The sequence below is a fragment of the Phreatobacter stygius genome (genome assembly GCF_005144885.1).
GTDB lineage: Bacteria > Pseudomonadota > Alphaproteobacteria > Rhizobiales > Phreatobacteraceae > Phreatobacter > Phreatobacter stygius.
In genome coordinates this window covers 6933962-6949585 of the sequence record NZ_CP039690.1, presented here as the reverse complement: position 1 = coordinate 6949585, position 15624 = coordinate 6933962, and the positions used below count along the sequence as shown (strand labels likewise).

The following is a 15624-nucleotide window of genomic DNA, read 5'->3' as shown; positions in this document are numbered from 1 at the left end:
CATGTAATCGTTGTCATGCTTCATTTTTCGCTGAAGTCGGGGTTCAAGCTGCATGGCTGTGACAGCACAGATTGGCGACGCGGGCATTGGCCGGAAGGCCGAGGGGCGGTCGATCGTCCTCGATCGGATCGAGAAAATGTATGGCGGTGCCGGGGGCGTGCGCGCGATTGCGCCGTTGAGCGCCGAGCTGCGGTCGGGCGAGGCCGTCAGCATCGTCGGGCCGAGCGGCTGTGGCAAAAGCACCCTTCTGCGGCTGATCGCCGGACTGGACATGCCGAGCCGCGGCGAGATCCGTTTCGGCGACAAGGCCGTCAAGGGGCCGGTGAACGATGTCGGCATCGTCTTTCAGCGCGACCTGCTGCTCGAGTGGCGCAACGTCCTCGACAACGTGCTGCTGCCCGCCGAGATCAAGGGACTGAGCGGAATGGAGCCGCGGGCCAGGGCGCTGCTGGAAGAGTTCGGCGTCGCCGACTTCGCCGGCTCCTATCCCTGGCAGCTTTCGGGCGGGATGCGTCAGCGCGTGGCGATTGCCCGGGCCTTGCTCACCAACCCCACCATGCTGTTTCTCGATGAGCCGTTCAGCGCACTCGATGCCCTGACGCGCGATCAGATGAACGTGCTGCTGCAGCGGGTGCAGGCGACCCGAAGCGTCATGACGCTGTTGATCACCCACAGCATCCCGGAGGCCATTTTCTGCGCCGACCGGGTGCTCGTCATGTCGGGCCGGCCGGGAGCGATCATCGACGACATTGCCATTCCGTTCGAGCGCCCTCGGCGGCTCGCCCTTCGTGAAACCAGCGAGTTCTCGGCCATTGGCCGCCGCATTCGCGAGCAATTCGAGAAAGTCGGAGTTCTGGTCGGATGAGCGCGGTGATGGAGACGGACGCCGGCAATGACGTCGAGCCGCGCGGCGCGGCGATGTTTCGCAGTCTCGCCAACCTGGTCGCCGGCGTGCTCTGGCCGCTGATCAGCGGCGCGCTGGGGCTGGCGCTGTGGGAGGGGCTGGTGCGGGTCTTCAAGGTGCCGGTCTTCATCCTGCCGGCGCCGTCGGTGGTGGTCGCCGCCATCGTGCAATACTGGTCCTATCTGTTGAGCCAGTTGGCGATCACGACATTTGCCGCCGCGCTGGGCCTGGTCATGGCCGTCGTCCTGGGGCTCGCTGCGGGGGCGGCGATCAGCTCCTCGCGGCTGGTCGACCGGATGCTGACGCCTTGGCTGGTGATCGCCCATGCGGTTCCCAAGGTGGTCATCGCGCCCTTGTTCCTCGTCTGGTTCGGGTTCGGACTGCAGAGCGAAGTGTTCTTCGTCGTGGCGTTCACCTTCTTCCCGGTCATCGTCAACACGGTGTCCGGGCTGAAGTCAGCCGACCCGGAGCAGTTGACCATGGTGCGTGCCATGGGGGCGACACGCGCGCAGACGCTGCGCAAGATCCAGTTTCCGAACGCGCTGCCGAGCATCTGTGCCGGCATCAAGCTGGCCGTGACACTGGCGCCGGTCGGCGCCGTGATCGGCGAGTTCGTGGCATCCAACAAGGGCCTCGGCCATCTCTTGATCCGGGCCGTCGGCGACATGGACACGCCGCTCGCCTTTGCCGCGGTGACGGTGTTCTCGGTCTTCGGCGTCCTGTTGTGGCGTCTGGCGGAATGGGGCGAACGTCTGGTCCTGCCGTGGCATCCGAGCCAGCGCGACGCGGCGCTGCTGCGCCCCGCCACCATCTGAACCTGAGGAGAGTTGTGTGGTCGAACGTGTTTCGGTTTCGCGCGCCCGTCTGCGCGCCGTCCTTTCGGCGAGCCTGGTCGCCCTGGGCCTCTTGGGCGCCGCCACCGTTCCGGCAGCGGCGCAGGCGCGGGTGAAGGTGCTGCTCGACTGGGCCTGGCTGCCCTATCACGCGCCGTTCCTGATCGCCGAGGAGCGGGGTTTCTACAGGGAGGCCGGGCTCGCGGTCAGCCTCGAACAGGGCCGTGGCTCGGCGACAACGGCGCTGCTGCTGTCGCAGGGCGGTTTCGACATCGCCCATCTGAACATCACCAACGCGACCCAGATGATCGGCCGTGGCGGCAGCATCAGGATCATCGGCCTGTATCAGCACCGGACGGCAGCAGCCTTCATCGGCATCCGCGGCAGGGTGAAGCTCGATGGGCCGCGATCGCTGCGCGGCTTGAAGATCGGCAGCACGCCGGGCGGCTCCGACGCGCTCAGCCTGAGGATCTTCATGCGCGCCAACGGCATGGGCCCGACCGATCTGAACGTCGTCTCGCTCGACTCCAATGCCAAGACGACCGCCCTGTTCGGCGGCAGCATCGATGTGGTGAGTGGCGACAGCCCGGCCTTTGACGCCTATGTCCGCGCGACCGGTCAGCAGCCCGAGACGCTGCAACTCGCCGATGCCGGCGTGCCGCTGCTGGGCTTCGGCTTCGCCGCCAACACCGCGTTCCTGGGCCGCAATCCCGAACTCGTACGCCAGTTTCTCGCCGCCAGCAGGCGCGGCTTCGTCGAGGCAGCCCGTGACCCCCAGGCGGCCTGCGAGCTGATCAGGACCAAGGTCCATCTCGCCGGCACCGTCGAGCGTTGCGTCGACTACTTCAAAGGACTGATGGCGCTCTCGACCGCGCCCACGGACCCGGGCTGGGGGCGCATGTCCGAGGCTGAATGGAACCAGTTGGTCAGGACGCTTCAGGCGGTCGGCGAACTGCCGGCGGACGTCCAGGCGGCGCAGTATTACACCAACGATTTCGTGCCCCAGTGACCGGTCTCTTGAGCCTGCCGGCGTCCCGGCCGCGTTCCAGCGGACGCCATGACGCGATCATCATCGGCGGCGGCCATAACGGTCTGGTCGCCGCCGCCTATCTCGGCCGCGCCGGCCTGAAGACACTGGTTCTCGAATCCCGCCCGATGCTCGGCGGCCCCGGTGCCACCGTCGAGTTCATGCCCGGCTATTTCTCGTCGATCGCCAATTCGCCGGGCTCGCTCGAGCCCAAGATCGTGCGCGACCTCGAACTCGAGCACTACGGTCTCACGTTCGTGCGGCCCGATCCGACCCTGGTGCAGCCGCTCGCCCATGACAGGCTCTATGTCGGCTGGCGCAATCCCGCTCGCAACCAGGCGCAGATCGAGGCTTTCGCCCCCGGCGAGGCCGCCCGTTACGATGCCTTCTTCGCCTATCTGCAAAAGTTCGCCGACCGCCTGGGCATTTCGATCTTCGAGCCGCCGCCGTCGCTGCACCACCTGGTGCGCAATCTGACCCGTCTGGAGGACCAGGAGGCGTTCAGCCGGATCTTCTTCGGCAATGTCCGCGACCTCATGCAGGAATTCGAACTGGCCCAGGAGACACAGGCGCTCATCGCGCCGCTCGCGGTGGTCGGCGGCCAGGCCAGCCCCTCGACGCCGGGCACGCCGTTCAACCTGATGATGCGGCCGCTCTCGCTCGCCTCGCTCAAGGCGGGCGGCGCGCAGGATCCGCGGCTGATTCCGCTGCGCGGCTCCACGGGGCTGCCGGTTGGCGGCCTGGGCGCGATCATCGACGCGCTGCGCGCCAGTGTCCTGGCCCATGGCGGGGCGGTGAAAACCGGCGTCGGCGTCGCCACGATCAAGACGCGGGGGAACGCGTCGTCGGCGTCGTGACGTGCGACGGTGACGAATACGAGGCGCCGATCGTCATTTCGGCGATCAACCCGCGCACGACAGTGGTGTCGCTGCTCGACGATGCCGATCACTGGGGCGAACTCAAACCCAAGATGCAGCGCAAGACCATGCGCGGCCGGGCCTTCAAAGTGGTGCTGGCGCTCGACGGGATGCCGCGTTTCGCGGCTGCGGCCTCGGACGCGGAGGCCGCGATGCTGGCCTGCGCGCAGTTCCGCATCGCCCCGACGGTCGATTATATCGAGGAAGGGCATTCCGACATGCTGCTCGGCCGGCTGTCGCACAAGCCGGTCATCTGGGGCCTTTGCCCCTCGATGACCTCGCCGGAGCTCGCCCCGCCGGGCAAACATGTGTTGAGCATGAATGTCGGCAATGCGCCCTATCACCTGCGCGAGGGCACCTGGGCCGAGCAGCGCGATGTCTTCGCCAGGCGTGCCATCGCCAAGCTCGCGGAATACATGCCGTCGCTGCCCGGCCTGATCAACGACTACCGCGTCATTGATCCGACCCAGTTCGAAAGCCAGTTCGGCCTGGTCGAGGCCAATATCACCCACGGCGATACGCTGCCGCCGAACATGTTCTGGATGCGGCCGATGCCGGGCCTGCACGCCTATCGGACGCCGACCCAGGGGCTCTATCTCAGCGGCAACGGAACCTGGCCCGGCAATTACATTTCCGGGGTGTCGGGCCACAATACCAGCCAGGCCGTGCTGTCCGACCTGAGGCAAGGCCGGGCCACCGGTGCCTCGCAGGCGGTTGCGGCGGCGGTGAGCTGCCCATGACGAGCGTCCTTGCCGTCGCCAAACATGCCGGCGTGTCCACCGCCACGGTGTCGCGCGTTCTGCGAGGCTCGCTGCCGGTCACGGCCGAGACGCGTGCCCGTGTTCTCGAGGCGGTCGAGCAGCTTGGCTATCAACCGAACGAGATGGCGCGCAGCCTTCGCAGCGGCCGGGGACGGGGTGTCGCGCTGGTCACCGGCGACATCGAGCAGGGCGTCTATGCGGCGCTGGCGCGTGATGTCCAGGCCGAGCTCGAATCGATCGGCCTCGACCTCCTGCTGTTCAATCTCGGCCACCGCGAAGACCGGTTGCATCACTTGCTCGAACGCGCGCCGTCGCTCGGCTTGCGCGGCGTCTTGTTGTCGTCGCCGCATGTCATGGACATGGCGCGGATCGGACCGGTGGTCGAAGCGGCGACGGCTGCCGGGGTCGACGTCCTGTCGGTCAGTCAGGACCTGAGCGATTTCGGTCTTCGCTCCATCGTTCATGACAATGTCGGCGGGGCCGCCGCCGCCGTCCGCCACCTCTGCGGCCGGAACCGGGGACCGGTCGCCTTCATCGGCCGTATCGCGACATCGGCGATCGGCCGCGCGCGTTTCGAGGGCTACCGCAAGGGGCTTGCGGAGCAAGGGCAGGCGCCGGATCCGACGCTCGTTTGGGACATCTCCCACGGCTATCGCGCCGATGCCGGCTACCGCGTCACCGGCAAGGCCCTGGCGGATGGATTGCGGTTTCGTTCCGTGGTCGCGGCGAGTGACGAACTCGCCATCGGCGCGATGGCGGCGGTCGCCGACCATGGCCTGTCGGTGCCCGGCGATGTCGCCTTCTCCGGCTTTGGCAATCTCGAATGGGGTGTCTATTGCCGGCCATCCTTGACCAGCGTCGCACTCGATACTGAAGCCATCGCCCGCGCCGTCGGACAGACTTTCAGTGCCGGCGACAATGGAGCGGCTTTGCCCGCGTGCCGCGTCATTCCTACCCAACTCATCGTGCGCCAATCGGCGTGAGTTTTAGAAAGGGAGCCAAGCCATGTTGATCGATGGCCTCCAATGCGGACATTTCACCCGAGAGGTATTTGCCGAGCTGCGCCGGGCCGATGTCGGCGCCGTGACGGTGACCTGCGGATTCTGGGAGGGAACCGTCGAATCCCTCGATGCGCTTGCCCGCTGGCGCGATCTGGTGGCCGCCAATTCCGATCTGGTCGCCATTGCGACGACGGCCGAGGAGATCGTGGCGACCGCGGCGGCTGGCCGGACTGCGATCGTGCTCGGCTATCAGAATTCCAACCTGCTCGAAGGCCGCATCCGCTTTGTCGAGATTTTCGCGGAACTCGGCGTGCGGGTGATCCAGCTCACCTACAACAACCAGAATGAACTGGGCGGCAGCTGTTATGAGCCCAACGATGCCGGCCTGGCGCGCTTTGGCCGGGAGGTCATCCTGGAGATGAATCGTGCCGGCATCCTGGTCGACCTCTCGCATGTCGGCAATCGGACAACGCTGGACGCCATCGAATGCTCGCAGAAGCCGGTTGCCGTCACCCATGCCAATCCCGACAGCCTCTTTCAGCACAAGCGCAACAAGACCGATGATGTGCTGAAGGCGCTGGCCGAGCGTGGCGGAGTGCTGGGTTGCGCGACCTACCGCAATATTACCGGCGATCACTATTCAAGCTCGCTCCGGTCCTGGTGCGAGATGGTCGCCAAGACGGTCGACATCATCGGCATCGATCACGTGGCGATCGGTACGGATCGCAGCCACAATTTCACCAAGCCGGACTATGACTGGATGCGCATGGGGCGCTGGACAAGAAGCGTCGACTTCGGGGCCGGATCGGCAGCCAGGCCCGGCAAGGCACCACCGCCATCCTGGTTCACCGAAGTCTGTCATCTCGGCCTTCTCCCCGGTGGATTGCGCGTGGTCGGGTTTGCGCCCGACGAGGTCGAAAAGATCACGAGCGGCAATTGGCTGCGGCTTTATTCCGAAGTGTTCGCTTCGGGCCGGTCCGCCGTGCCGGCCAAGGCGGAGTTCGTTCAGGCCGATCCCGTGCTTGCTCTGTCCTGATGCCACCGGAATTGGGCGTCGTTCGTCGCCCGGCCCGCGGCCATGACCAGGTTGATCGCGCAATTGATCCGCCATTGATGCCGCCATTGATCCCCGGCCGGGCCGGCGCCCGACGCTCCCCCTGAACTCAATTGCCGAGGCACGAGCCTTCACCATGCAAAATGCGACACTGTTCTATATCGATGGCCGGTGGATCGAACCGGCCGAGCCGCGGCGGATTCCAGTCGTAAACCCGTCCACCGAACTCGCCTTCGCGGACGTGTCGATCGGCAGCTCTGCCGATGTCGACCGCGCGGTCGCGGCCGCGCGGCGGGCCTTCGACGGTTTCTCGGACACGACGGTTGCCGCCCGCATCGCGCTGTTGCGCCGGATCCTCGCCGGTTTCGACGCGCGCCGGGACGAACTGGCCCGCATCGTCTCGATGGAAATGGGCGCGCCCCTGGCTTTCGCGATGAGCGCGCAGGTGGCCAGCGGGCCGAACCACATCAACGAGATGATCCGGGTCCTCGAGAGCTTCCAGTTCGACGAGCAGCAAGGGCGAACCCTGGTCGCCAAGGAGCCGATCGGTGTCTGCGCGCTCATCACCCCGTGGAACTGGCCGATCAATCAGGTCATCTGCAAGGTCGCGCCGGCGCTTGCGGCGGGGTGCACGATGGTTCTGAAGCCGAGCGAGATCGCACCCTTGAGCGCGATCATCATGGCGGAAATTTTCCACGAGGCCGGGGTGCCGGCCGGGGTCTTCAATCTGGTCAACGGCGATGGCCCCGGTGTCGGAGCCGCGCTGGCGGCCCACCCTGAAGTCGACATGGTGTCGATCACCGGGTCGACGCGGGCCGGCATACAGGTCGCCAAGGCCGCCGCCGATACGGTAAAGCGTGTGGCCCAGGAACTCGGAGGCAAATCGCCGAACATTTTCCTGCCGGATGCGGAATTCAAACGGTGCACCGACTTGGGCGTCGCGCGCTGCTTCAGCAATTCCGGTCAGTCCTGCAGCGCCGCCACCCGCTTGCTGGTGCCGGCCGACAGGCATGACGAGATCGCCAGCCATGCGCGGGCCGCAGCGGCGACCTACAAGGTCGGCTTGCCGGATGTCGAGGGCACGGTTCTCGGGCCGCTGGTCAACGCCGCCCAATTCGACAAAGTCCAGCGGCTCATCAAAACCGGGATCGCCGAAGGCGCCACGCTGATCACCGGCGGCCCCGGCCGGCCCGAAGGCCTCGACCGCGGCTATTTCGTGCGGCCGACGATCTTCGGCAACGTGCGTCCGAACATGGCGATCGCGCGCGAGGAGATCTTCGGACCGGTCCTGGTGATCATGCCTTATGGCAGCGAGGACGAGGCCGTCGCCATTGCCAACGACACGCCCTATGGCCTGTCGGCCTATGTGCAAGGGGCGGACCTCGCGCGGGCGCGGCGCGTGGCACGGCGCATCCGGGCCGGAAATGTCCACATCAACTATCCGCCGATCGACCGGCGCGCGCCGTTCGGCGGCTACAAGCAGTCCGGCAACGGGCGTGAGTGGGGGGCGTGGGGCCTCAACGAGTTCCTCGAGGTCAAGGCCATCATGGGATATGCGGCATGAGCGGATCGGTGCCCCATGGCGGCGCGCAGCGGATCGCCCTCGATGTTCACGCCCACCTGGCTCCTGTCGTCATCGATCGCCTGTCCGGCATCGCCGGCGTCGACTGGAACCAGGAGGCCGGCGTGATGACGATCGACGGCTACACCCTTGGCGCGACATCGGTCTATCGGCCGGAGGCGCTGCTCGCCTGGATGGACGACAACCGGGTGGATCGGGCCTGGATTTCGATCCCGCCACCGCTCTACCGGCTCAACCTGGGCGAGGCCGCCGCCCGCGACTGGACGGACTATGCCAATGACGGCCTCGATGCCTATGCGGCGCGCCGTCCGGATCGCCTTGCGCCGCTCTATCATCTGCCGGTTCAACACCCGGAGCTTGCCGCCGACATCGTGGTCGAGCGGGCGATAACCGGAAGACCGCGCTTTGCGATGCCGGCGGGCTCGCAAGAGCACAAGATTACCCTCTGCGACCCGGCCTATGCTCGCTTGTGGTCGGTGTTGAACGCCGAGAAGGCCTTTCTCTTCCTGCATCCATGCAAGGGCTGCGACCCGCGCTACGAGCCGTTCTATCTGCACAACCTCATGGGTAGCCCGGTCGAGACGGCGTTGGCGGCAGCCCACCTGGCCATGTCCGGGGTGCTGGAGCAGCACCCGGACCTGCAAATTTGCCTCGCGCATGGCGGCGGCGCGTCGGGTGCCATTGCGGGGCGCCTCGAGCGGGGCCAGGTCACCGGCCGGCCCGGCGCGGATACCGGTGCTGAAACGGCACGGCGGGCGTTTCGGCGCTTCTGCGTGGATTGCATCACCCACGATCGGCATGCGCTCGCGCTGGCGGCGGCCGTTCATGGCGAAGATCATGTGCTGTTCGGGTCGGATTGGCCGTTTTCGATGGGCTTGCCCAATCCACATCAACAGCTCGGCGATATCGAGCCCCGGATGCGCCAGCGCATCTTCATCGACAATCCGACCACACTCGGTCTCATGGACGATCTGGACTAAGCCGGCATCGGGCGGCAAAGACCGCCGAGCCGGAGCACCGAAGCACGCCGCGTCCTCCTGTGAGACGATGAGGGCTCACAGCACTTCGCGGCGGAATTCCTTGCGGACCATGAAATAGAACGGCACCGGCAGGAGCGGCGAAAAGCCCTTGGCGATGCGGTCGCCGAGCTCTTCCAGGACCACCGTGGTGATGGTCGGCAGATCCTCGTGCAGCGCGTCCTTCAGCGTCAGCCATTTCAGCTCGACCAGCTCGGCATGCGGACCGACCACGCCTTCGATCCGGTGCGCGACATGGTCGGCGTCACAGGCGAAGAAGCGCGTGTCGAAACGCTTCGGCCGACGCGGCGGGGTGATCGCGCGGGCGACGAACTGCAGCGATTCCAGGTCGGGAAAGACGCCATGTTCGGCAAACGCTTCCCAGCCCTTGGGCACGCCCTCGGGCGCGCCGGCATCCTTGGTGCCGAGCATCAGGCCGGTTTCTTCGAAGGTTTCGCGAATGGCGGTCAGCGCCAGCGAGCGGGCGCGCGACAGCGAGGGACGCTGGACGCGCTTCATCAGCCGCTCCTCGGCATGGCTGTCGAGCGTGCCGAACACCGGCATGCTGCGGTCGTCGGGATCGCGCCGGCCGCCGGGGAAGACGAACTTGCCGGGCATGAATTTCAGGTCGTGCCGGCGCTTGCCCATCAAGACCTTCGGCTCGGGGCCGTTGCGGTCGATCAGGATGAGGGTTGCCGCATCGACCGGCTTCTGGTTGGCCCAGCGCTGTTCCCGCTCGGTCTTGGTCAGGCGCTCGGCCAGTGTCGTGCCCTGGTCGCTCATGTCAGACGCTCGCTTGTTCTTTGGCTTCCGGGCTGTCGGGATCGAAGCCGTGCATGCGCAGGGCCCATTGCAGCGCGACCACCAGGCCCTTGATCGGCGGCAGCAGGCCCAGGCACAGGGCCAGGGTCAGCGGCAGCCAGAGGATGAAATGGATCCATAACTCCGGTTGGTAGCGCAGTTCCATCCACATCAGCAGCGGCACGATGATATGGCCGACCACCATGATGGTCAGGTAGGGCGGCGCGTCATCGGCCCGGTGGTGATGCAAGGCCTCGCCGCAATGGTCGCAGGCCGGCGCAACTTTCAGATAGGACGAGAACATGCGTCCCTTGCCGCAATTCGGGCAGCGGCAGAGAAGGCCGCGCTTCAGCGCCGTCCACAGGTTGCGATCCGGTCGTGCTTCGGCGACCGGCGCGCCATGCAGGATCTGGACAGTCATTTCCGGCCCTTGCGTTTCCACGGTGGCTTCGCCGGCTTGTCGCCCGGCCGGGCACGCCGGCCATTGGCAAAACCGTCATCGCGCCGTATGTGCCCGCCGCGCCCCTTCGGCGCAAGGCCGGCCCGGCCATCGCTCATCAGTTCGAAACGCAGGGCTCCGGCAACCGGCGCGGCCTCGACCAGCTTGACGGTGACCGGGTCGCCGAGCCGGTAGGTCTCGCCGGTGCGCGTGCCGACCAGGGCCTGCTGGCCCTCTTCGTAGCGGAAATAATCGCCGCCAATGCTGGCTGCCGGCACGAAACCGTCGGCACCGGTGTCATCGAGCTTCACGAACAGGCCGGACCGGGTCATGCCCGAAATGCGCGCGCCGAAGATGTCGCCGACGCGCTCGGACAGATGCGCGGCGATCAGCCGGTCGACGGTCTCGCGTTCGGCCGCCATGGCGCGCCGCTCGGCCGCCGAAATCTCGGCGCCGATCTCGGACAGCGCGGCGGCCTGGGCATCCGGCAGGCCGTCGTCGCCGAGGCCGAGCGCGCGAACCAGCCCGCGATGGACGATCAGGTCGGCGTAGCGGCGGATCGGCGAGGTGAAATGGGCGTAACGCCTGAGATTGAGGCCGAAATGGCCAATATTCTCGGGCGAATATTCGGCCTGGGACTGCGAGCGCAGCACCACCTGGTTCACCAGTTCGGTCGAGTCGGTGCCTTTGGCGCGGGCCAAGATCTGGTTGAAGTTCGACGGCCGGAGCAGCGCCGCCTGCGGCAAGGTGATGTCGAGCGTCTTGAGGAACTCCTTCAGCGCCAGGAGCTTCTCGTAGCTCGGCGCGTCATGGATCCGGTACATGCAGGCGAGGCGATGCTTCTCCAATGTCTCGGCGGCGCAGACATTGGCGAGGATCATCATCTCCTCGATCAGCCGGTGGGCATCGAGCCTTGCCGGCACCACGACCCGGTCGACCGTGCCGTCGGGTTTGAGAAGGATCTTGCGCTCGGGCAGGTCGAGATCGAGCGGCTCGCGGTCGTCCCGCGCTCGCTTCAGCGCGGCATAGGCCTCCCAGAGCGGCGTCAGGATCGGCCCGGCGATCGGCTCGGTCGTCTCGTCCGGATGGCCGTCGACGGCAGCCTGCGCCTGGGCATAGGCGAGCTTGGCGGCCGAGCGCATCAGGATGCGGTGGAACGAATGCGACTTGCGCCGGCCGTCGGCCCGGATGGTCACCCGGCAGGCGATGGCCGGCCGGTCTTCGCCCGACCGGAGCGAGCAGAGGTCGTTGGAAATGCGCTCGGGCAGCATTGGCACGACCCGATCGGGGAAATAGACCGAATTGCCACGCAGCGCCGCTTCGCGGTCGAGCGCCGAACCGGGGCGCACATAGGCCGCGACATCGGCAATGGCGATGGTCAGGATGAAGCCGCCGGCATTTTCGGGCGAGGGGTCCGGCTCGGCATGAACGGCGTCGTCGTGGTCCTTGGCGTCCGGCGGGTCGATGGTGACCAGCGCCAGCTTGCGCCAGTCCTCGCGGCCGGCCGGCGTCACCGGCTTTGCCCGTTCCGCCTCGGCCAGGGCGTCGGCGCGGAAGACATAGGGGATGGCGTGGACTTCAATGGCGATCTGCGAGATCGCCCGCTCGGAGTTGAGGTTGCCGAGCCGCTCGCGCACCTTGGCGACCGGCGGGCCGAAGCGGGAGTTTCTGATGATGTCGACCGCGATCAGGTCGCCGTCGCGGGCGTCCGCCATGGCCTCTTCGGGAATGGTCAGCTCGCGGCCGAGATTTTTCTTGTCGACCGGCAGAAGCCGGCCGCCATGGCCGGGGATCGCCCGGAACACGCCGATCATCCGGGCGCGGCCGCGATCGAGGATCTTCATGACCCGGGCGACGGGCCTGGGATCGTCGCTCGGCGCGCCGCCATCGGCGATGCGAACCAGGACCCGGTCGCCAAGGCCGGGGATCGGATCGCCCGGCCGGGCCTTGCGCGGAACCGCGACGACGATGTCGGGCGCCTCGCCGTGCTCGGCCTCGTCCCATTCGGCGGGGCTGCCGATCAGGTCGCCGTCGGCATCGCGCTTGATCACGTCGACGACCAGCACGTTCGGCAGCGCGCCGGGCTTGTGCAGCTTGCCGCGGCCCTTGGTGACCAGGCCTTCGTCGACAATGTCCTTCAGGAGGTGCTTGAGCGCCACCTTGTCGGCACCGTGCAGGCCGAAATGGCGGGCGACCTCACGCTTGCCGATATGGACGGTCTGGGTCGCGATGAAGGCGAGCACCTCCTCGCGGCTGGGCAGGCGGGAGTGAACTTCGGTCTTCGGCTTACGGGGCAATGATCGGAGTTCCTGGCAGCGGCGAGGAGCAAGGGCCCCTCGACGCTAGCCTATCGGTGGATTCGGCGAAACGACGATCCGCGGTGTCGCGCCTGGCGCCAGGCGTCATGCCTTGGCGGCCGGCTTGGCTTTGGCGGCGGACTTGCCGGCACCGGTCCTGGCCTTGGCTGCGCCGGTCTTGGCTGCGCCGGTCTTGGCTGCGCCGATCTTGGCTGCGCCGGTCTTGGCCGACCGCGCCTTGCCGGCGGATTTGGCCTCCGGCTTGGTTTCGCCATTGGATGCGGCCTTGCCCCGCTTGAACGGCTTCTTCGACGAGCCGCTCATCTCGGCACGCGCCGCGATCAGCTGCACGGCCTCCTCGATGGTCAAGGCTTCCGGGCTCTTGCCCTTGGGCAAGGTCGCGTTGACCGAGCCGTGCTTGACATAGGGGCCATAGCGGCCGGCCATGACCGTCATTGGCCCGCCGAGCGTCGGGTGGTCGCCGAGTTCGCGGCCGGGCGCCGCCGCGGCGCGGCCGAAGCGGCCTTTGCCGCCGCCGCTTTCCTTGGCGACGATCAGGTCGATCGCCCGGTTGGCGCCGATCGCCAGGAGATCGTCGTCCTTCTCCAGATTGGCATAGGTCCGGTCGTGCTGGACATAGGGGCCATAACGGCCGAGGCCGACCAGGATCGGCTTGCCGCTCTCGGGATGGACCGCGACTTCTTTCGGCAGGGCCAGCAGGGCCAGCGCCCGCTCGAGATCGAGGGCCGCCGGCGTCATGCCCTTGGGCAGCGACGAACGTTTCGGCTTCTCACCTTCGCCGAGCTGGATATAGGGGCCGAAGCGGCCGTCGCGGACGGTGACCTCCAGCCCGCTGACCGGATCCTCGCCGAGCCGGCGCGTGCCGTCGGGCGAGGCATCGGCCGGGCCGTCGCCGACAGCTTCGGCCGATGGCGCCGACAATTGCCGGGTGAAGCGGCATTCCGGATAGTTCGAGCAGCCGATGAAGGCGCCGAACTTGCCGAGCTTCAGGGACAGCGCGCCGGTGCCGCAGGTCGGGCAGAGGCGCGGGTTGGAACCGTCGCCCTTGTCGGGGAAGATATGCGGCCCCAGGCTGTCGTTGAGCGCCGCGAGAACGTCGGTGACACGCAGTTCCTTGGTGCTGTCGATCGCCGCGTTGAAGTCACGCCAGAAGTCACGCAACAGCGCCTTCCAGTCGAGCTCGTGGTTGGAGACGAGGTCGAGCTTCTCCTCGAGCGCGGCGGTGAAGCCATATTCGACATAGCGGTTGAAGAAGTTCTCGAGGAAGGCGGTGACCAGCCGGCCCTTGTCCTCGGGCACCAGCCGCTTCTTCTCGATCTTGACATATTCGCGGTCCTGCAGCGTCTGCAGGGTCGCGGCATAGGTCGAGGGCCGGCCGATGCCAAGCTCTTCCATGCGCTTGACCAGGCTCGCTTCGGAATAGCGCGGCGGCGGTTCGGTGAAATGCTGGGTGGTGGCGATGGCCTGTTTGGTGACCTTTTCGCCAACCGTCATGGCCGGCAGGCGCTTGCCGTCCTCGTCGTCGCCGTCGTCGTCGCGGTCTTCGGTATAAAGCGTCAGGAAGCCGTCGAACTTGACCACCTGGCCGGTGGCGCGCAGCTCGAGCTTGCGGCCGAGCGACGAGCCGAGGCCGCCGACGGTGGCCGTCACGTCGACGGTGGTGCGCTCGAGTTCGGCGCTCTCCATCTGGGAGGCGACGGTGCGCTTCCAGATCAGCTCATAAAGCTTGGCCTGCTCGGCCTCCAGATAGCGGGCGACATCTTTGGGGTGCCGGCGGGCATCGGTCGGACGGATCGCCTCGTGGGCCTCCTGGGCGTTCTTGACCTTGGAGACGTATTTGCGCGGTGAACCCGGGACGTAGCGCGGGCCGAAATCCTTGCCGATCAGGCCACGGATCTCGGTGATCGCCTCGGGCGCCACGTCGACGCCGTCGGTTCGCATATAGGTGATCAGACCAACCGTCTCGCCGCCGATATCGACGCCTTCGTAGAGGCGCTGGGCCACCTGCATGGTGCGGTTCGGCGCGAAGCCGAACTTGCGGCTCGCCTCCTGCTGCAGGGTGGAGGTGGTGAATGGCGGGAAGGGGTGGCGCCTGGCCGGTTTCGCCTCGACGCCGGCGACGGCGAAATGGGCCTCGTGCAGCGCCTTCTCGAAGGCACGTGCCTCGGCTTCGGCGCCGACGTCGAGCCTTTGGATCTTCTTGCCATCGGCGCCGACCAGGCGCGCCTCGAAGGTCTCGGCGCGTGGCGTCGCCAGCGTCGCCACCAGCGACCAGTATTCCTTCTTGATGAAGCGCTCGATCTCGGATTCGCGCTCGCAGACCAGGCGGAGCGCCACCGACTGCACGCGTCCGGCGGAGCGGGCGCCAGGCAGCTTGCGCCAGAGCACCGGCGAGAGATTGAAGCCGACGAGATAGTCGAGCGCGCGGCGGGCGAGATAGGCTTCGACCAGGTCGACGTCGATGGCGCGCGGATTGGCCATCGCCTCCAGCACCGCCTGCTTGGTGATGGCGTTGAAGGTGACGCGTTCGACCGGCATGTCCTTCAGCACGCGCTTTTCGCGCAGCGCTTCCAGGAGATGCCAGGAAATGGCCTCGCCCTCGCGGTCAGGGTCGGTCGCCAGGATCAGCTTGGAGGCGCCCTTGACCACCTTGACGATCTCGGCGATGCGTTTGGCGCCGCGCCCGTCGGCCTCCCAGATCATGGCGAAATCGGCATCCGGGTCGACCGACCCGTCTTTCGGGGGCAAATCGCGCACGTGGCCGAACGAGGCGATGACCTCGTAGTCCGAGCCGAGATATTTATTGATCGTCTTCGCCTTGGCGGGCGATTCGACGATGACCACGTTCACGCCCAATCGATTGCGTCCTTTGCCGTGGCGGCTCCGATGATGCGGTGCCGCAAACCGGCCGGAACATGGGCACAAGGTCGCATCAAGTCAAATGGCAGGAGCGGCGGATCGTGCTTTGGCG

Annotated in this window: 13 protein-coding genes; 9 read left to right on the top strand and 4 right to left on the bottom strand. The window is 66.9% G+C overall.

Annotation, left to right across the window (positions count from 1 at the left end; all coding sequences use genetic code 11):
- Nucleotides 1–136: 136 nt before the first annotated feature.
- From E8M01_RS32825 to E8M01_RS32785, 9 genes are all read left to right on the top strand, one after another.
- Nucleotides 137–865 (top strand): ABC transporter ATP-binding protein, encoded by a 729-nt coding sequence (locus tag E8M01_RS32825; protein ID WP_136964015.1) that lies wholly within the window; start codon nucleotides 137–139, stop codon nucleotides 863–865.
- Nucleotides 866–873: 8 nt separating this feature from the next.
- Entirely contained in the window at nucleotides 874–1719 is an 846-nt protein-coding gene (locus E8M01_RS32820) for an ABC transporter permease (RefSeq protein ID WP_170182179.1), read from the top strand.
- Nucleotides 1720–1735: 16 nt separating this feature from the next.
- On the top strand, nucleotides 1736–2746 hold the full coding sequence (locus tag E8M01_RS32815; protein ID WP_170182178.1) for an ABC transporter substrate-binding protein: 1011 nt from the start codon (nucleotides 1736–1738) through the stop codon (nucleotides 2744–2746).
- On the top strand, nucleotides 2743–3621 hold the full coding sequence (locus tag E8M01_RS32810) for a phytoene desaturase family protein (protein ID WP_170182177.1): 879 nt from the start codon (nucleotides 2743–2745) through the stop codon (nucleotides 3619–3621). Before E8M01_RS32815 ends, E8M01_RS32810 begins: the two co-directional genes overlap by 4 nt.
- The gene (locus tag E8M01_RS32805; RefSeq protein ID WP_136964011.1) at nucleotides 3618–4421 is read left to right on the top strand and encodes a phytoene desaturase family protein; all 804 of its coding nucleotides are present in this window, start codon (nucleotides 3618–3620) and stop codon (nucleotides 4419–4421) included. Before E8M01_RS32810 ends, E8M01_RS32805 begins: the two co-directional genes overlap by 4 nt.
- Nucleotides 4418–5425 (top strand): LacI family DNA-binding transcriptional regulator, encoded by a 1008-nt coding sequence (locus E8M01_RS32800; RefSeq protein WP_136964010.1) that lies wholly within the window; start codon nucleotides 4418–4420, stop codon nucleotides 5423–5425. Before E8M01_RS32805 ends, E8M01_RS32800 begins: the two co-directional genes overlap by 4 nt.
- 22 nt (nucleotides 5426–5447) lie before the next feature.
- Complete coding sequence (locus E8M01_RS32795) at nucleotides 5448–6479, top strand: membrane dipeptidase (RefSeq protein ID WP_136964009.1); 1032 nt, start codon at nucleotides 5448–5450, stop codon at nucleotides 6477–6479.
- Between the two features lie 154 nt (nucleotides 6480–6633).
- Complete coding sequence (locus E8M01_RS32790) at nucleotides 6634–8061, top strand: aldehyde dehydrogenase family protein (protein ID WP_136964008.1); 1428 nt, start codon at nucleotides 6634–6636, stop codon at nucleotides 8059–8061.
- The gene (locus tag E8M01_RS32785) at nucleotides 8058–9059 is read left to right on the top strand and encodes an amidohydrolase family protein (protein WP_136964007.1); all 1002 of its coding nucleotides are present in this window, start codon (nucleotides 8058–8060) and stop codon (nucleotides 9057–9059) included. The genes E8M01_RS32790 and E8M01_RS32785 overlap by 4 nt, the downstream gene beginning before the upstream one ends.
- A 75-nt stretch (nucleotides 9060–9134) precedes the next feature.
- Here the strand turns inward: E8M01_RS32785 and E8M01_RS32780 are convergent, their stop codons facing one another.
- From E8M01_RS32780 to topA, 4 genes are all read right to left on the bottom strand, one after another.
- A complete protein-coding gene (locus E8M01_RS32780; protein WP_136964006.1) occupies nucleotides 9135–9878 on the bottom strand; it encodes an NUDIX hydrolase in 744 nt (247 codons plus the stop codon).
- Between the two features lies 1 nt (nucleotide 9879).
- A complete protein-coding gene (locus E8M01_RS32775; RefSeq protein ID WP_136964005.1) occupies nucleotides 9880–10317 on the bottom strand; it encodes a DUF983 domain-containing protein in 438 nt (145 codons plus the stop codon).
- On the bottom strand, nucleotides 10314–12632 hold the full coding sequence (gene rnr / locus E8M01_RS32770; RefSeq protein WP_246088518.1) for a ribonuclease R: 2319 nt from the start codon (nucleotides 12630–12632) through the stop codon (nucleotides 10314–10316). Before rnr ends, E8M01_RS32775 begins: the two co-directional genes overlap by 4 nt.
- Nucleotides 12633–12737: 105 nt before the next feature.
- A complete protein-coding gene (gene topA / locus E8M01_RS32765; RefSeq protein WP_136964948.1) occupies nucleotides 12738–15503 on the bottom strand; it encodes a type I DNA topoisomerase in 2766 nt (921 codons plus the stop codon).
- Between the last annotated feature and the right edge of the window lie 121 nt (nucleotides 15504–15624).